This window comes from Hyphomicrobium sp. (assembly GCF_051860585.1).
In the GTDB taxonomy this organism is placed as follows: Bacteria; Pseudomonadota; Alphaproteobacteria; order Rhizobiales; family Hyphomicrobiaceae; genus Hyphomicrobium_C.
Genome location: NZ_JBHYDS010000003.1, coordinates 95,907 through 112,121 on the forward strand (window position 1 = coordinate 95,907; position 16,215 = coordinate 112,121).

Consider the following 16,215-nt stretch of genomic DNA (forward strand, 5'->3'; position numbering starts at 1 on the left):
TCGCTGCGCCGGCCCAGGTGCTCTCTTACCGAATGAACTTTGGAGGAAGCGCTAAGGTAGAGAGTAGAGCGTGAGCGAGCCGCCGAGAGCCGTGAAATCGCTCAGGCCGGCGTAGTTTCCAACGGCACCGAGGCCATCGGTCGGCTTGTCGAGGCCGGCTGCGAGGCCGATGCCGGCCCAGCCGCCAACGCCGGAATAGGCGCCGATGAACTGCTTGCCGCCGTGCTCGTAGGTGAACACGTTACCGATCGAGCCCGAGGGCATACGGTGCTTGAACAGCTCCTTGCCGTCCTTCTGGTCGCGGCACTTGAAGTAACCCTCGAGCGTGCCGTGGCAGAACAGACCGCCCGCCGTGGTAAGCACGCCAGACCAGACCGAGAAACGCTCATCGTGGCTGTAGACGATCTCACCCTTGACCGCGTCCCAGGCGATGACATGGCCTGTGTTGGACGTGCCCTCCGGCGGGAACATGGACAGCGTCGCGCCGACATAGGGCTGGCCAGGAGTGTACGACACCTTGAAGGGCTCATAGTCCATGCAGACGTTGTTGATCGGCACGTAGTAGAGGCCTGTCAGAGGAGAGAAGGCCGCCGGCTGCTGGTCCTTGAAGCCGAGAGCCGCGGGGCAAATGTTCTTGGTATTGACATCCGGGCCACCTAGGAACGTCGACTTCGAGGCGACAACCGTCGGACGCCCATAGTTGGGTTTCGACTTGTCCATCTCCACACCGGACGACCAGTTCAGGTCCGGATCGTAGGGCTTGGCGACAAGCAGTTCGCCATTGGCGCGATCGATCGTGTAGCCGAACCCGTTCCGGTCGAAGTGAACCAGCGTCTTGTGCGTCTTGCCGTTGATTTTGTGCTCGGCGAGGATCATCTCGTTGACGCCGTCGTAGTCCCACTCGTCGAAGGGCGTCATCTGATAAGCCCATGCCGCAACGCCCGTGTCCGGGTTGCGAGCGATGATCGACATCGTCCACTTCTGGTCGATCTGCTTGCCGTCCGGTCCCGCGCGCTGCGCGGGATTCCACGTCGAGGGGTTGGCCGTGCCGTAGTAGACGAGGTTCAGGTCGGGATCATAGGAGAACCAGCCCCACACCGTGCCACCGCCGATTTTCCACTGGTCCCCGGTCCAGGTCTTGATCGAGCTGTCCTTCCCAACCGGCTTGCCGAGCGACAGCGTCTTTTCCGGATCAAAGAGGATTTGATCGTCCGGGCCGACACTGTAACCGCGCCATGCACGTTTTCCGGTCGCCGTATCATAGGCGGTGACGTGACCCTGCACGCCGAACTCGGCGCCGGAGATGCCGATGATCACCTTGTCCTTGATGACGATCGGCGCCATCGTTCCGGCTTCACCCTTCTTGGCGTCGCCGTTCTGGGCCTTCCAGACCTCCTTGCCCGTCTTTGCGTCGAGCGCGACAACGGCGTTGTCAGCCTGGTGGAGGAAGATCCTTCCATCGGCATAGGCGAGGCCGCGATTGACCGTGTCGCAGCACATGATCCCGATCACAGAAGCATCCTGCTTGGGATTGTATCGCCAGACGATCTTGTTTTCGTCGTCGAGATTGAGCGCGAACAGGTTGTTCGGGAACGGCGTGTGAATGTACATCATCGAGCCGATGACAAGCGGCGATCCCTCATGGCCGCGAAGAACACCCGTCGAGAAGGTCCAGGCGACCCTCAGGTCCCGGACGTTCGACGTGTTGATCTGGTCGAGCTTGGAGTAGCGCGTGTTGGCGTAGTCGCCTTCCTGCTTGGCCCAGTTCGCGGGATCCGCGGTGAGTTTCAAGACCTCGTCGTTGGCGAAGGCCTGGGACGACAACGCGCTCAGCACCGCCAGTGCTGCGCCCTGTGTTCGCAATCTCATTTATTTCCTCCTGGATTATTGACGGGCGCCAGCACCACTGGAGCGCCCCCCTTGTGCGGCGAATAGCGCAGGTGCGACTATTCAACCGCTGAGTTGAACTTAGTCGATCACGAAAAGTTGTCAACTGTTTGGTTGAATAGTCCAGGACCTCTCGGGAAGCGGTGGCGTCGAAATTTGCCAAGACCACCCGGCCATGACGCATTCATCGTATGGTTGCGACGGCGTGATTGCGCTGCACCGCGACGAGACGGGGTATCTCGTCGACCCCATCGATCAGTCACGCGTGGCGCTGGAGTGCGACCTGCACGACGGCATGGGCTTCGAGCATGCGAGCCTATCCGCATCCTGTCGCTGATCGAGACCAGCTGCATGACGCGCGCCGTGTCCGAGCAGCCGGATACTGTGCAGCAAGACATCACCCGCCGCGTCTCGGGAACCGGACTCTGACGCTCGCCTTAAGGCCGATAGACGACATTGGAGTTTTCTCCGGATCGTAGGTGCGACCTGCGGCAGCGGGGTTTTCGCTTGCATACTGCAATATTATTTGTAGTATCGCATTATGAAAGACACCGACGCCGTCGATATGCTGAGCGCCTTGGCGCACGAGCATCGCCTCAAGATTTTTCGCCTTCTGGTCAAGGCGGGCCCTTCGGGCGTGCCCTCGTCCGAGATCGCCGAAACGGTGGGCATCAGCCCCACGGGAGCCTCATTCCATCTCAAGGAGCTGGACCACGCGGGGCTCATCGTTGCGACCCGGCAGGGTCGCTTCATTCGCTATGCGATCCATATCGAGGGCATGCGCCAGCTTCTCACCTATCTGACCGAGGACTGTTGCCAAGGGCAGCCTGAGCTGTGTGGGGCGATTTTCAAGAAATCGAAAGCCGTGTGTAAGTAGGGAGGCCCGCTATGACCGATACGCAACCGCTCAACGTCCTGTTTCTCTGCACCCACAATTCCGCGCGCTCCATCATCGCCGAAGCGATCATGAACAGGCTCGGCGTGGGCAAGTTCAAAGGCTATAGCGCCGGCAGCCAGCCGAGCGGCAAGGTCCACCCCTTCGCCATGGAGCTGCTCAAAACGCTCAACTACGATACGTCTGTGCTGCGATCTAAATCGTGGGAAGAGTTTGCGCAGGCCGGGGCGCCGCAACTCGATTTCGTGTTCACGGTTTGCGACAACGCCGCCAACGAAACGTGCCCGGTCTGGCCCGGCCAGCCGATGAGCGCACATTGGGGCCTGCCGGACCCTTCCGAGTACGATGGCTCAGAGACGGAGAAGAGGGTCGCCTTCGCCGATACGCACCGCATGCTCTATCAGCGCATCGGCATCTTCACGAACCTGCCGCTCTCTTCTCTCGACACGCTGTCGCTCAAGCGGCGGCTTGACGATATCGGCAGGAACAAAGCTCCAGCTCCAGAGCGTGCATGATGCAGAAACCGACTCTCTCACAAAGGCTTGCGGCGGAGGCGTTTGGCACATGCCTCCTGCTCGCGACCGTCATCGGCTCCGGGATTATGGGCGAACGTCTGGCCGGGGGTAACGAAGCAATCGCGCTGCTCGGCAACACCTTGCCGACAGGCGCGATCCTCGTCGTCCTCATCACCATGCTGGGCCCGATCTCCGGCGCGCACTTCAATCCAGCCGTAACCGCGGTGTTCCTGATCAAACGCGATCTATCGAATGGGGAAGCCGCCGCTTACGTCGCGGCGCAGGTTGCAGGCGCGATGCTCGGCGTTCTCGCGGCACACGCGATGTTCGACCTGCCTTTGCATCAACTGTCGATGAAGGCGCGCGGCGGGTTCTCGCAAGGCTTTTCAGAATGGGTTGCGACGCTGGGGCTGATCTCGACCATTCTGCTCACGCTGCGATTCAAGCCCGGAACGGTCGCCACATCGGTCGGCCTCTACATCACGGCGGCCTACTGGTTCACGGCTTCGACCTCGTTCGCAAATCCGGCGGTGACGCTGGCGCGGGCATTCTCGGATACCTTTGCGGGCATAAACCTCGCCAACGTCCCGCTGTTTGTCGTGGCCCAACTCGCCGGCGCTGTAACTGCGCTTGGCCTGGTTCGCGCGATGACAGGCCCAGAGCCTCAACCCGAGCCTGTTCTCACCGAGGCCTAGTGAATGATCACCATCTATCACAACCCCGCCTGCGGCACGTCCCGCAACACGCTGGCCATGATCCGCCAGTCCGGCGAGGAGCCGCGCGTTGTCGAATATCTGAAGACACCGCCGAGCCGGGAGGAATTGGCCGGTTTGATCCGGGCCATGGGGATCGCGCCGCGCGCGCTTCTGCGCCAGAAGGGTACGCCCTATGAGGAGCTTGGGCTTGCCGATCCCAAATGGACCAACGACGAGCTGATCGAATTCATGCTTCAGCATCCGATTTTGATCCATCGGCCCATCGTTGTCACTCCAAAGGGCACGATGCTGTGCAGGCCGTCTGAAGCGGTGCTGGATCTCCTGCCAAACCCGGACATCGGCCCGTTCACGAAGGAAGACGGCGAAATTGTCATCGATGAGAAAGGCCGACGTGTTGTCTGAGCTCGATCCAACACTTCCCAATATCCGCGCCGATGCATTCAAGCGGCCTGATACGGCGGCACTCGGGGAGCCTCCGCGCTCGGCGCATAAACCCCGTATCCTTCTGCTATACGGCTCGGTACGGCCCAGATCCTATAGCCGCTTCCTCACGCAGGAGGCCGCAAGGCTCTTGGAACACCTCGGTGCAGAGCCGCGCATTTTCGATCCGAGCGGCCTGCCGCTTCCCGACGACGCACCGGACGATCACCAGAAGGTGCGCGAACTGCGTGAACTGATGTCATGGTCCGAAGGCCAGGTCTGGACCTCGCCTGAACGCCATGGCGCGATGAGCGGCATCTTGAAGAGTCAGATCGATTGGATACCGCTGAACTCAGGTGCGGTACGACCGACACAGGGCAAAACGCTCGCCGTCATGCAGGTGAGCGGCGGCTCGCAATCGTTCAACGCCGTAAATCAGATGCGCGTGCTCGGGCGCTGGATGCGCATGGTGACCATTCCCAATCAATCCTCTGTCGCCAAGGCGTTTCAAGAGTTTGACGAAGCGGGCCGCATGAAGCCGTCCTCTTTTTACGATCGCGTCGTCGATGTCATGGAGGAACTGGTCAAGTTCACGCTGCTGACGCGGGACGCCTCTCAGCACCTGACCGATCGCTATAGCGAGCGCGTAGAGACGGCGGAGCAACTCTCGAAGCGGGTCAACTTGTCGAAGGCCGTTGACGCATCCGATGAAGATCGAAGCTAAGTCCACAGAGAGTGAGAAGCGGACGCGTCATCAATCCCTGGGGCACTTCGTTCAATGCTCCTTCAGCGCATGCGCGATCGCCTTGCGCATTATGGCGAGCTCGGAAATCTGGGCACGGGAGCGGCCATCAAATGATGGGTGAGCGGAACATTTTTCTTGAAAATGCTCGGGACAGTGATAGATGTAGATGGAACATATTTAATTTGAGTACTTTATCGGTGTTGCTGACTCCGTAGGAGCGTTGCGCTCCGACAAATTTATCCCTGCGACGCCGTCAAACCGTGAGGGAGGTTGAAGTGAGTAATTCTTCTTCCACTGATCTTGACCAGCTCCGGACTCGCCTTGAAAAACTTGAGTCGAAAATTTACGGCGTCCACGAAAATTGCGAATGTCACGAAGATCACTCGCAGTCGCGAAATACTCTCACTGATCGCAGCGGACAGTCAGATGTTTCAGCAGTTGCCGCGGAATCGATCCTGTCGCGCGGTCGCGCTTCCGTCGACTCAACCAGATCAGACAACGGCTTCCTGGCCTGCATAAGGAACGGCTGGGCCAGAACAAACAATATGAGCGTTTTTGACCACGGCAGTACCGCTGTGGCGTTTTCCAATATCAGAGGTGGCTCGGAATCCTTTAGCATAGTTGGAGGACACGGCGCACCAGGGCTTATCGTGTGTGGCACCGGTCAGGTTGTTGGCTCGTCAGACAAATATATGTCCGTCGCGAATGAAGCATCATGGCGATCTATAGTTTCTCAGGGGATAAGCGGAAGCCAGCTTACCTTATTCGGATGTAAGGTGGCCGCCGGAACCGATGGTGCCAACTTCCTGCAGCGTGTCGCCAACGCCCTGAGGAAGCCGGTGGGCGGCTGGACTGGCGACGTATGGTGCAATCCGAGCCAGATTTGGGGGACAGGTAGCTTCATAGTCGTTCAACCGGGCAGTTTTGTCGAGCCTGTGGAGGCCCCAGAACTTTTCGTCGCGGAAAAGGAAATGACTGTTTTTCACCTCCCGACTCCTGATGGAGTAGAAGAGATACCAGCGACTGATATCCGCGCGGTGAATTTCACACCAGTCGGCAACCTACCCCATAGCCCGACGGCATTTTCCGCCCGAGGTGGGCAAGCTCTATCGATCGTCGAATTGGTCGACTTTGCGCATCCGCTTGTGACTAATGACAAGCCTGGAGCTATTCTCGTCGGAATATTGACCATTACGTATGAGGTCAAGAACGAGGAACGCATGGTGTCATTCCGGGTTCTTGCTTATTCGCTGCTTCAAGACATCAGATTCCCGAATACATATTACAATGCCTCATCAAAACTGATCGAATTTCTGCAGAAGCGTCGATAGTTTCTGACGGGATATGCCGCCCGGGGTTGCTTCGGCAGCATGAGGCCCGATCGTATGACTGGCTGCCGGAGCGGGACAAAATATCCGCTCCGCACTTCTCTCAATACGACAGCCCCCTCAATGCTCCTTCAGCGCATGCGCGATCACCTTGCGCATGACGGACGGCAGCGCTGCGCCGCCGAGGTCGCGGCGGGCGACCCACCGGCATTGATCCGGCGTGGCCCAGAACGTCAGGCTCGTAGACACGGGCACGATCGCGCGCAGCACCATCAGCTCCAGCCTGAAATGCGTGAACGTGTGGCTGACGACGCCCGGCACGGACCACCATTCCGTCTTCACCGGTTGCGCCGCGAGCGCCTGATCGAGTGGCAGCCAGTCGTCGCCCCACTCGCATGATGGCACTTCGAGCATGCCGCCGAGCAGTCCCGCTTCCGGCCGTTTACGCAGCAGCACATGACCATCCTCGCGCAGCGCGAGGAACGCGGTGCCATAACGCACAGGCCGGTGAGCCTTCGCGAGCTTGACCGGCAATTGCGCTTCGATGCCGAGCGCGTGCGCGTGGCAATCCTGTTGCAGCGGACACATGAGACAGGACGGCCGCTTCGGCGTGCAGACCGTCGCACCGAGGTCCATCATGGCTTGCGCGAAATCTCCCGCGCGCCGCTGCGGCGTAAGCGAGGCCGCGAGACGCTTGATCTCGCGCTTGGCGCCGGGCAGCGGCTGCCGGAAAGCAAACAGCCGCGACACCACACGTTCGATATTGCCGTCCACCGGAGTAGCCGGCGCGCCGAACGCGATCGCCGCCACGGCCGCCGCCGTGTAGGGCCCGATCCCCGGCAAGCTGCCGAGTTCGTCCTCCGTCTTTGGAAACCGGCCGCCATGCTCGGAGACGACGGCCTTGGCGCACTTGTGCAGATTGCGCGCACGCGAATAGTAGCCGAGCCCGGCCCACAGCGAGAGCACGTCCTCTGGTTCGGCCGCCGAGAGCGCTTCGACCGTTGGCCAGCGCTGAAGAAATCGCTCATAGAAGGGAATGACGGCCTTCACGGTCGTCTGCTGCAGCATGATTTCGCTGAGCCAGACGCGATAGGGATCGATCCGCTTGCCGCGCTTGCCGCGCCACGGCAGATCGCGCCGCTCCCGGTCGTACCAGTCGAGCAACGCAGCCACCGTATCCGGACCGGCCGGACGGAGCGGGAGTTGCCTGCGGGCAACATCTTTCACGTTGTTCCCCTCTCGGAAACCGCGTCCCCTGTCGGAGACGGCGCGAATCACTCCCATGATGCTAGGGACCTGCAACAGTCCTGCCTATGACAGCAAAGCCGCGTGACCGCAAAGCTCACAGAAAATCCTAGGAGAAAGCCGCTGCCCCATCCGGCGCGGCGACATCTCGCGATACCCCGCTCCGAGGCGCGATTCGCGCTCCCGCAGACGGCGCGCTACGTCGCGGCCAAAGCGGTCGGCAGCTTCGTCCCGTCGCTGACGCGCAAGGCCTTCGAAAAATTCGGCTTCTCGACCGCGACTCTGATTACCGACTGGCCCCGCATCGCCGGCGCCGAGCTGGCCTCATATACGCTTCCCGACCGTCTCAAATGGCCTCGTGGCGCAGCCAATGCCGACCATGGCGGCGAGGACGACGAGGGTGGACGGCCCGGCGCGACCCTGATCCTGCGTGTCGATCCCGCCCGCGCCCTCGACGTCGAATACCGCGCCCGCCAGATCATGGATCGCATCAACGCCTATTTCGGCTATCGCGCCGTCGAGACCCTGCGGTTGGTCCAGGCCCCCGTTTCTAACGGACAATCTGCCCGAGGATCGGCCCGCGCCGCGGCCCCGACGAGCGAAAAACCCGTCAAGGCACTGCTTCCCCTCCCCCCTTGTGGGGGAGGTCGGGAGGGGGGGAACCCCAACGGCCTTCGTTCAGGAATCCCCCCACCCCTAACCCCTCCCCACGTCGAGCCGAAGGCTCGCCTCCGGCGAGAGGGGGAGGGGGAATGTGACGACCCCCTTGCCGCGGCCCTGGCGCGCATGGAACGGAGCGTTCTCGCCCGCCGCCCGGCCCGTCCGACCTGAACCGGCCCTCCCGCTCGCGCACCCATTCAAATGGCGTTCAGGCGCAATTTGCCTTAATCGGTCGCCAAGCCCATGTTATCAGCCAGACCCGAAATTTGGCCCCAGGGCTGGAATACGGTGCCGTAGCTGAAGAAACCTGAGGAGTGGACGATGCACGTGACGAACCGGTTTGATCGCCGCCAGGCCCTGAAGGCAGGAGCCGCAAGCGCGGGCTTCGTTCTCCTGGCATCATCGGTTCCCGCACTCGCTCAGCGCGCCAAGGGCCCGGCCGAAGTGCCCGTCGACGAGCTGATGAAAGCGGGCGACCTGCCGGATCTCGCGGTCGGACAGGACACGGCCAAGGTCACGATCGTCGAATACGCGTCCATGACCTGCGGCCACTGCATGGCCTTCCACACCAAGGTCTTCCCCGAGCTCAAGAAGAAGTACGTCGACACCGGCAAGGTGCGTTTCATCTTCCGCGAATTCCCGCTCGATGCGCGCGCCTTCGCGGCGTCCATGCTGGCCCGCTGCGCCGGACCCGACAAGTCGCTGGGCATGATTGAAGCGCTGTTCGAAACTCAGGAGCAGTGGGCGTTCGTGCGCGAAAACCCGACGCCGAAGCTGTTCGAGATCGCCAAGCAGGCGGGCTTCACACAGGAAAGCTTCGACAAGTGCCTGACGGACCAGAAGCTGCTCGACCAGCTTACCGCCATCCACACCCGCGGCAATGAAGTGTTCGGCGTCAACGCCACGCCGAGCTTCTTCATCAACGGCAAGCGGCTGCAGGCGGCACCGACCGTCGAAGAATTCGACAAGATCCTCGAGCCCCTTCTCGCGCAGGGCTAATTCGGAGAGGACGATAGGCGGCCGGCATGAGCGCCGGCCCGCGATGGGGAGAAGCCGGACATGAAAGTGCGCGCGCAGGCGACACTGGCCGTTCTCGGCGCGCTCCTCCTCGCCGCCTGCTCCGGCACTACGTCCGTGCCGAACCTCTCTCAGGGCGCGGGAGCGCCCGCAGGCGAGACATCGTCCGCGAGCGCTTTCAATGGCTCACCCGCCGAGGCATCTTCTGACTCTCCGCTATCAGCCTTCGGCGCCATCCCCGATCCGACCCAGGGCGCGCGCCAGATCATCCAGAACCCCTCTGTCGCGGAGGTCATGGCGTCGGGCACGCTGCCGGAAATGACGCTCGGCCGTCCGGATGCGCCGGTGACGATCATCCAATACCAATCGCTCACCTGCCCGCACTGCCGCGCCTTCCATCGCGACACCTTCCCGGAGTTCGAGCGCACCTACATCAAGACGGGCAAGGTGCGCTTCATCATGCGCGAATTCCCGATCGGCAAGCAGTCCGGCAATGCCACCATCGCGCTGCGCTGCGCCCCACCGGATAAGTACTTCACGCTCTACGGAAAATTCATGGAGCAGCAAGCGTCCTGGGTCTCCCAGGAAGTCCGTCTGGATCCTATTTTCGCCGTCGCCAAGCAGGTGGGGATGAACAGGCCCCAGTTCGATGCCTGCTATCAGAATCAGGCCATGATCGAAGGCTTGAAATGGGTCAAGGATCGCGGGCGGACGCTCGGCATCATCGGCACGCCCAATTTCTTCGTGGCTGGCAAGCTCGTGAAGAAGACGCTGACGATGGCCGACATCCGGGAACTGGTCGATCCGCTGCTCGCGGGGCAGACTGCCGCCGCCAGCGTGACCCGCTGACCGGTACCGTCACTGCGGGATAGACGCACGCAATGAAGATCAGCCGTCTCAGGCTTCTGGGGTTCAAGTCCTTCGTCGAGCCGACCGATCTCTTGATCGAGCCGGGCCTCACCGGCGTGGTCGGACCGAACGGCTGCGGCAAATCCAATCTGCTCGAAGCCCTTCGCTGGGTGATGGGCGAGACGTCGCACAAATCGATGCGCGCCGCCGCCATGGACGACGTGATCTTCTCCGGCACCACCGTACGCCCGGCGCGCAACGTCGCCGAAGTCACGCTGTTTCTCGACAATAGCCAGCGCCAGGCTCCGGCCGAATTCAACGACTCGGATCAGATCGAAATCACGCGGCGCATCGAGCGCGAGGCAGGCTCCGCCTACCGCATCAACGGCCGCGATGCACGCGCACGCGACGTCAAGATCCTGTTCGAGGACGCCGCCACAGGCGCGCGCTCGCCCGCCCTCGTTCGCCAGGGCCAGATTTCCGAGATCGTCAACTCCAAGCCCGAGCAGCGCCGCCGCGTGCTCGAGGATGCCGCCGGCGTCGCCGGCCTGCACAGCCGCCGCCACGAGGCCGAACTGCGCCTGAAGGGCGCTGAAACCAACCTCGGCCGTCTCGCCGACATCATGGGCCAGCTCGGTTCGCAGATCGAAAGCCTGAAGCGCCAGGCCCGGCAGGCGCGCCGCTACAAGGACCTCTCCGAGGAGATCCGTCGCGGCGAAGCCCTTCTCGCCCATCTTTCGTGGATCGAAGCCCAGACGCTCGTCGACACCGAGGAGCACAACTTCACCGAAGGGCTCGCGCTGCTGGCGAAGGCGACGGAGGCCGAGGCCATCGCCATCCGCGACGAGGCTGGCCTCTCCGAAAGCATTCAGCCGCTGCGTGAGAAGGAAGCCGAGCGTGGCGCGGCCTTGAGCCGGATCCGCATCGAAACCGACGGCCTCGCCAAGGAAGCGACGCGCTGTGCCGATCGCCGCCAGGAGCTGGCCAAGCTTTCGACGGAACTCGAAAAGGATCTCGCGCGCGAAGCGGTGCTGATCGCCGAGGCCAAGGACATCCTGGCCGAGTTTGACGTCGAAGCAGCCGGCCTCGACACCGCCGACACCGAAGCGGACGCCGCCGAGGATCATATCCACGCCGCGGAGGAGGAGGCCCAATCCGTCCTCGACGTGGCCGAGAAGGACCTCGCCGTCGTCACCGAGCGGGCCGCGGAATCGCGCGCCAAACGCAAGTCGCTGGAAACCTCTGAAAGCGAGCGCCGCGCGGCGCTCTCGAAACTCGCCGCGGAACTCTCCGCACTTCAGCGCGATACGGACGCCGCCGCCGCCGCCGCGCCCGATGCCTTGAAGCTCGCCTCCATCACCGAGCAAGGCCAGCGCCTGGCGCGTGAGATCGCGACCATCGAAGCCGCCACGCTCGATGCCGAGGACAAACTCGGCGACCTCGCCGAACTCGCGCGCACCAAGAGTGAAACCGCCCAGCGCGCGCGCATGGCGCTCTCCGCGTTGATCACCGAGCGCGAAACGCTCTCGAAGCTCGTCATGCCGACCTACGAGGACGGCATGCCGCCCGTCGTCGAGCAGCTGCGCGTCGCGCCCGGATACGAGGCCGCCCTTGTCGCGTCCCTCGGCGACGATCTCGACGCCCCGGTCCACGAAGACGCGGCCGTGCGCTGGCGCCGCATCGAGGTCGGGACGGACGATGAAGCGCTCCCCGCCGACGCCGAGCCGTTGAGCCTCCACGTCGGCGCGCCGCCCGAACTCACGCGCCGTTTGCGTCAGATCGGCGTCGTCTCGCGCGAGCTCGGTGCGCGTCTTCAGCCGCATCTGAAGCAAGGCCAGCGCCTCGTCAGCCGCGAGGGCGACCTCTGGCGTTGGGATGGGTTCATCGCCGTCGCCGGCGGCATGACGCCGGCTGCGCAACGCCTCGCCGAGCGTAACCGTCTGTCCGACATGTTCGAGCGCGAAAAGCTCGCCAAGACCGAGACGCAGCGCTTGACCGCCGAGGAGCAGGAAGCAGCTGCCGCACACGCTGCTGCCGCTGCGGAAGAAAAGCGCCTTCGCGGCCTCTGGCGCGACACGCAGGCCAATCACGTCGCCACCCGCGATGCCCTCGAAGCCATCGAGCGTCAGGCGCGCGCCACCGAGGCGAAGATGGCCTCGATTGCGGAAGCGCGGCACCGCGCCGGGACGGCGCAGGCCGATGCCCAAGCCGCCCTCGATCACATCGAAGACGAACTCGCCAAGCTCGACGCCGAGACCGATCCAGCGGCGCGATTGCAGGACGTCCAGCGCGCCGCGCAGGAGAAGCGCACCGCCCTCGCCGTCGCGCAGGCCCGCGTCGCCAACCACGTCCGCGAGCGCGAGGCGCGCAAGCGCCGCCGCGATGCAATCGGCTCCGAGCGCACCCGTTGGGCAACGCGCAGCCAGAGTGCCGCCGACCACATCGCCGCGCTGGAGGAACGCCTCACCAAGACCAAGGCCGACGTCGTCTCGCTCGACGAAGTCATCCCCGCCCTGGAGGAGCGCCGCCAAAGCCTGCTCGGCGCTCTGTCGGACGCCGAAGCCGCCCGCAACGCAGCCGCCGACGACCTGGCGCGTGCGGAAGGCGCATTGCGCACGGCCGCCCAGGCCCTCCGCGCAGCTCAAGCCGCCCTCGCGAGCGCCCGCGAATCCAAGGTCCGCGTCGAGACGAAGCTCGAAGGCGCACGCACGCGCCGCCAGGAAGAAGCGCGCCGCATTCGCGAGAACATGAACGTCAATCCGGAAGACTGCCTCGCCATCGCGGGTCTCGGCGCAAACGACGCGCTGCCCGCCCTTGCCGACGCCGATCGCAGCCTGCAGCGCCTCAAGGGCGACCGGGAGCGGCTCGGCGGCGTCAATCTCCAGGCCGATGAGGAGTTGAACGCCCTCCTCGAACAGCTCGGCACGATGGAAACCGAAAAGGCCGACGTCGAAGAGGCGATCGCCAAGCTGCGCGGCGCCATCAATCAGTTGAACCGCGAGGGCAAAAAGCGCCTCGACGAGGCCTTCGAGACCGTCAACGGCCACTTCCAGCGCCTCTTCACCACCCTGTTCGGCGGCGGCGAAGCCCGCCTCGAGATGATCCCCGGCGAAGACCCGCTGGAGAGCGGCCTGGAAATCATCGCCAAGCCGCCGGGCAAGAAGCCGGTCACCCTGTCGCTGCTGTCCGGCGGCGAACAGACCCTGACCGCGCTATCGCTTATCTTCGCGATCTTCCTCACGAATCCGTCACCGATCTGCGTCCTGGACGAAGTCGATGCGCCGCTCGACGACGCCAACGTGGACCGCTTCTGCCTGCTGATGGAAAAGATGTCGGAGGAAACCGCCACACGCTTTCTGGTCATCACCCACCATCCGATGACCATGATGCGGATGAACCGGTTGTTCGGCGTCACGATGGCCGAAAAAGGCATCTCGCAACTGGTTTCCGTCGACCTCGAAACCGCCCGGTCCTTCCGGGAAGCCGGTTGAAGGGGCAGCAAGGCGGCGGGCAACAGGCAGCCGGAGTGGTGAGTGGGAAAGCAGCCCAATACTTAGGGGGAGGCCGGCTATTTCCTGCCGACTATCTGTTGCCGGCTGCCTATTGACCGCTGCCCAATCCCTGCGCGGTTTCGCCGTACCCCTCCGAACCCCCGACAATGTGGCCATTGCTTGACACCGCGAGCACCCCGGCTATGGTGCGCGCCGTTGGTAATCCGGCCGTTTTCAGCCCTGAGTCTGGCACGGTGAGGGGACGCGATGTCGACGTCGAGCGATGACGAAAAGCCTGCTCGCGGCGAGATCACCCCCGAGGATCGGGACGCGTTCAAGAAGCGCGCTTCGGATTTGGGTGCTCGGCTCGAGAAGGTCAAGGCGGAGGCTCGCGCCAAGCGCGGACCCGAACCGGATGGCCGGGCGCGGGGCGCAGCGATGGGTCAGGCGATGAAAATCGCCATTGAACTGGTTGTCGGCATCGCCGTCGGCGGGTTCATCGGCAAAATTCTGGACGATCAGTTCGGAACGGCGCCGTGGCTAATGATCGTGTTTCTGATGCTCGGCTTTGCGGCCGGTCTCATGAACATCATAAGGACGGCGCGGCGACTTCAGGCCGAAGCCGAACCGATGCAGCGAAGCGCCAAGGCGGTTCCTGACGACGACGAAGAAGAAGACCGGAAGTAGGGGACGGACATTGGCTCAGGCGGCAGAAGTGGCGGGACACGCGGCGGAAAACCACGGCCCGATGGCTCAGTTCGAGATCAAGCGTCTCGTTCCGATGGAGTTGTTCGGCTACGACATCTCCTTCACGAACTCATCGCTGTTCATGGTCCTGGCGGTCGTGCTCGTGTCGGGCTTTTTGATTTTCGCCATGAACGGCCGCTCGCTCGTGCCGAGCCGCATTCAGTCCATCGCCGAAAGCCTCTATGAGTTCGTCGCCGGCATCGTCCGCGAGAACCTGGGCGAAGAAGGCATGCGCTACTTCCCTTGGGTCTTCTCGATCTTCATTTTCATTCTCGCCCTCAACATGCTGGGCATGATCCCGGGCTCGTTCACCGTCACCAGCCACATCATCGTCACGTTCGCGCTTGCTGCCATGGTTTGGCTCACGGTCACGCTGATCGGCTTTGCGCGCCACGGCTTCGGCTACCTCAAGCTTTTCGTCCCGGATGGCGTCCCGATCTGGCTGATGCCGCTCATCGTGCCGATCGAGATCGTGTCGTACCTCATCCGTCCGATCAGCCTTTCCGTGCGTCTGTTCGCCAACATGATGGCCGGCCACACGATGTTGAAGGTATTCGCGACTTTCGCGGTCAGCCTTCCCTTTGTCGCCAAGGCTTTTCCGGTCCTGTTTATCGCCGCGTTCACGGGCCTCGAGTTCCTCATCTCCTTCCTGCAGGCGTTCATTTTCACCGTGTTGACCTGCATCTACCTGAACGACGCGGTCAACATGCACCACTAATCGCTGCGCCGAGGCCGGACCGGCAGAGATGCCGTTCCGGACAAAAGCGTGCCGTTTCTCGATCAACCACTCAAAACTCTAAAATGGAGACGACCATGGATCCCCAGGCAGCAAAGTTCATCGGCGCCGGCCTCGCCTGCTTCGCGCTCATCGGCGCCGGCATCGGCATCGGCAACATCTTCGGCAACTACCTGTCGGGCGCGCTCCGCAACCCGTCGGCTGCTCCTGGCCAGTTCACGAACCTGCTGATTGGCTTCGCGCTCGCTGAAGCAACCGGCCTGTTCGGCCTTCTCATCGCTCTGATCATCCTCTTCGGTTGATCCGCCATAGGCGGCAGGCCCTCGACGCGGGTAAGCCCGTGCTCGCGGGCCCGCAGCCGGCTCCTTTGGGGAGACTCCAATGATTGCAGCGATGACCGTGCTCGTCGCGGGTGCAGTTGACGTGGCGACCGACGTGGCCGAAGCGCTCGACGAGCACAAGTCGGGCGGGCTTCCGCAGCTCCACGCACCGGACTTCGGTCCGCAGCTCTTCTGGCTCGCGGTGACGTTCGTGCTGCTCTACTGGATCATGGCGAAGGTTGCGCTTCCGCGCATCGGCGAAGTGATCGAGGAGCGCCGCGACCGCATCCAGCGCGACCTGGCTGCTGCCGAGCGGCTGAAGACCGAAACCGACAAGGCGCTCCAGACTTACGAGAAGGCGCTTTCGGACGCACGCGGCAGTGCGTCTGCCATAGCGCGCCAGACGCGCGATGAATTGACCGCCGAGGTCGACAAGGAACGCAAGGCTATCGAGGATCAGTTGGCGAGCAAGCTCGCCGGCGCCGAGGCCAGCATTGCCGCCACCAAGACCAAGGCCCTCGCCAGCGTCAAGGACATCGCCGGTGACACGGTTGTCCAGATCGTCAGCGCGTTGACCAATATCAACGTCACGAAGGACGAGGCGGTTCGCGCCATCCCGTCCGGTTCGGACAAGTGAGGCGAGC

At 63.0% G+C, this 16,215-nt stretch carries 17 protein-coding genes; 15 read left to right on the plus strand and 2 right to left on the minus strand.

The window, feature by feature from the left end:
* Positions 1-51: 51 nt before the first annotated feature.
* Positions 52-1,869 (minus strand): methanol/ethanol family PQQ-dependent dehydrogenase, encoded by a 1,818-nt coding sequence (locus ACTIFK_RS06095; RefSeq protein ID WP_439542163.1) that lies wholly within the window; start codon positions 1,867-1,869, stop codon positions 52-54.
* A 193-nt stretch (positions 1,870-2,062) separates the two neighbouring features.
* Between ACTIFK_RS06095 and ACTIFK_RS06100 the strand changes: the two genes are divergently transcribed.
* The 7 genes from ACTIFK_RS06100 to ACTIFK_RS06130 all read left to right on the plus strand — a co-directional run bounded on the left by ACTIFK_RS06100 (position 2,063) and on the right by ACTIFK_RS06130 (position 6,509).
* A complete protein-coding gene (locus tag ACTIFK_RS06100; protein ID WP_439542164.1) occupies positions 2,063-2,224 on the plus strand; it encodes a hypothetical protein in 162 nt (53 codons plus the stop codon).
* 204 nt (positions 2,225-2,428) lie between these two features.
* The gene (locus tag ACTIFK_RS06105) at positions 2,429-2,764 is read left to right on the plus strand and encodes an ArsR/SmtB family transcription factor (RefSeq protein WP_439542165.1); all 336 of its coding nucleotides are present in this window, start codon (positions 2,429-2,431) and stop codon (positions 2,762-2,764) included.
* 11 nt (positions 2,765-2,775) lie between these two features.
* Positions 2,776-3,297 carry an arsenate reductase ArsC gene (locus ACTIFK_RS06110; protein WP_439542166.1) on the plus strand — a complete coding sequence of 174 codons (522 nt, stop codon included), beginning with the start codon at positions 2,776-2,778 and terminating at the stop codon, positions 3,295-3,297.
* Positions 3,294-3,992 (plus strand): aquaporin, encoded by a 699-nt coding sequence (locus tag ACTIFK_RS06115; protein WP_439542167.1) that lies wholly within the window; start codon positions 3,294-3,296, stop codon positions 3,990-3,992. Before ACTIFK_RS06110 ends, ACTIFK_RS06115 begins: the two co-directional genes overlap by 4 nt.
* A 3-nt stretch (positions 3,993-3,995) precedes the next feature.
* On the plus strand, positions 3,996-4,415 hold the full coding sequence (gene arsC / locus ACTIFK_RS06120) for an arsenate reductase (glutaredoxin) (RefSeq protein ID WP_439542168.1): 420 nt from the start codon (positions 3,996-3,998) through the stop codon (positions 4,413-4,415).
* Positions 4,390-5,157 (plus strand): arsenical resistance protein ArsH, encoded by a 768-nt coding sequence (gene arsH / locus ACTIFK_RS06125; protein ID WP_439542169.1) that lies wholly within the window; start codon positions 4,390-4,392, stop codon positions 5,155-5,157. Before arsC ends, arsH begins: the two co-directional genes overlap by 26 nt.
* A 296-nt stretch (positions 5,158-5,453) precedes the next feature.
* Positions 5,454-6,509 carry a DUF4347 domain-containing protein gene (locus tag ACTIFK_RS06130; protein ID WP_439542170.1) on the plus strand — a complete coding sequence of 352 codons (1,056 nt, stop codon included), beginning with the start codon at positions 5,454-5,456 and terminating at the stop codon, positions 6,507-6,509.
* Between the two features lie 117 nt (positions 6,510-6,626).
* Here the strand turns inward: ACTIFK_RS06130 and mutY are convergent, their stop codons facing one another.
* Positions 6,627-7,733, minus strand: coding sequence for an A/G-specific adenine glycosylase (gene mutY, locus ACTIFK_RS06135; protein WP_439542171.1), 1,107 nt, complete (start codon positions 7,731-7,733; stop codon positions 6,627-6,629).
* A 102-nt stretch (positions 7,734-7,835) separates the two neighbouring features.
* Here mutY and ACTIFK_RS06140 point away from each other — a divergent pair, with 102 nt between their 5' ends.
* The 8 genes from ACTIFK_RS06140 (at position 7,836) to ACTIFK_RS06175 (ending at position 16,208) form a co-directional block, all read left to right on the plus strand.
* Positions 7,836-8,582 carry a DUF721 domain-containing protein gene (locus ACTIFK_RS06140; protein ID WP_439542172.1) on the plus strand — a complete coding sequence of 249 codons (747 nt, stop codon included), beginning with the start codon at positions 7,836-7,838 and terminating at the stop codon, positions 8,580-8,582.
* Between the two features lie 150 nt (positions 8,583-8,732).
* Positions 8,733-9,410 (plus strand): DsbA family protein, encoded by a 678-nt coding sequence (locus ACTIFK_RS06145; RefSeq protein ID WP_439542173.1) that lies wholly within the window; start codon positions 8,733-8,735, stop codon positions 9,408-9,410.
* 60 nt (positions 9,411-9,470) lie between these two features.
* Positions 9,471-10,277: a DsbA family protein gene (locus ACTIFK_RS06150; RefSeq protein ID WP_439542174.1), complete on the plus strand. Its 807-nt coding sequence runs from the start codon at positions 9,471-9,473 to the stop codon at positions 10,275-10,277.
* A 32-nt stretch (positions 10,278-10,309) separates the two neighbouring features.
* A complete protein-coding gene (gene smc, locus ACTIFK_RS06155) occupies positions 10,310-13,768 on the plus strand; it encodes a chromosome segregation protein SMC (RefSeq protein WP_439542175.1) in 3,459 nt (1,152 codons plus the stop codon).
* A 267-nt stretch (positions 13,769-14,035) separates the two neighbouring features.
* Positions 14,036-14,455 carry an AtpZ/AtpI family protein gene (locus ACTIFK_RS06160; RefSeq protein WP_439542176.1) on the plus strand — a complete coding sequence of 140 codons (420 nt, stop codon included), beginning with the start codon at positions 14,036-14,038 and terminating at the stop codon, positions 14,453-14,455.
* 61 nt (positions 14,456-14,516) lie between these two features.
* Positions 14,517-15,233 (plus strand): F0F1 ATP synthase subunit A, encoded by a 717-nt coding sequence (locus ACTIFK_RS06165; RefSeq protein WP_439542450.1) that lies wholly within the window; start codon positions 14,517-14,519, stop codon positions 15,231-15,233.
* A gap of 95 nt (positions 15,234-15,328) precedes the next feature.
* A complete protein-coding gene (locus tag ACTIFK_RS06170; protein WP_026867805.1) occupies positions 15,329-15,553 on the plus strand; it encodes a F0F1 ATP synthase subunit C in 225 nt (74 codons plus the stop codon).
* A gap of 79 nt (positions 15,554-15,632) precedes the next feature.
* Complete coding sequence (locus tag ACTIFK_RS06175) at positions 15,633-16,208, plus strand: F0F1 ATP synthase subunit B family protein (RefSeq protein WP_439542177.1); 576 nt, start codon at positions 15,633-15,635, stop codon at positions 16,206-16,208.
* The last annotated feature ends 7 nt before the right edge of the window (positions 16,209-16,215 follow it).

Coding starts and splice junctions, on each gene's coding strand:
- smc (WP_439542175.1), top strand. CDS start 10,310: ATGAAGATCAGCCGTCTCAGGCTTCTGGGGTTCAAGTCCTTCGTCGAG.
- ACTIFK_RS06160 (WP_439542176.1), top strand. CDS start 14,036: ATGTCGACGTCGAGCGATGACGAAAAGCCTGCTCGCGGCGAGATCACC.
- ACTIFK_RS06165 (WP_439542450.1), top strand. CDS start 14,517: ATGGCTCAGTTCGAGATCAAGCGTCTCGTTCCGATGGAGTTGTTCGGC.
- arsC (WP_439542168.1), top strand. CDS start 3,996: ATGATCACCATCTATCACAACCCCGCCTGCGGCACGTCCCGCAACACG.
- ACTIFK_RS06170 (WP_026867805.1), top strand. CDS start 15,329: ATGGATCCCCAGGCAGCAAAGTTCATCGGCGCCGGCCTCGCCTGCTTC.
- ACTIFK_RS06150 (WP_439542174.1), top strand. CDS start 9,471: ATGAAAGTGCGCGCGCAGGCGACACTGGCCGTTCTCGGCGCGCTCCTC.
- ACTIFK_RS06100 (WP_439542164.1), top strand. CDS start 2,063: ATGACGCATTCATCGTATGGTTGCGACGGCGTGATTGCGCTGCACCGC.
- ACTIFK_RS06105 (WP_439542165.1), top strand. CDS start 2,429: ATGAAAGACACCGACGCCGTCGATATGCTGAGCGCCTTGGCGCACGAG.
- arsH (WP_439542169.1), top strand. CDS start 4,390: ATGAGAAAGGCCGACGTGTTGTCTGAGCTCGATCCAACACTTCCCAAT.
- ACTIFK_RS06175 (WP_439542177.1), top strand. CDS start 15,633: ATGATTGCAGCGATGACCGTGCTCGTCGCGGGTGCAGTTGACGTGGCG.
- ACTIFK_RS06145 (WP_439542173.1), top strand. CDS start 8,733: ATGCACGTGACGAACCGGTTTGATCGCCGCCAGGCCCTGAAGGCAGGA.
- ACTIFK_RS06110 (WP_439542166.1), top strand. CDS start 2,776: ATGACCGATACGCAACCGCTCAACGTCCTGTTTCTCTGCACCCACAAT.
- ACTIFK_RS06095 (WP_439542163.1), bottom strand. CDS start 1,869: ATGAGATTGCGAACACAGGGCGCAGCACTGGCGGTGCTGAGCGCGTTG.
- ACTIFK_RS06115 (WP_439542167.1), top strand. CDS start 3,294: ATGATGCAGAAACCGACTCTCTCACAAAGGCTTGCGGCGGAGGCGTTT.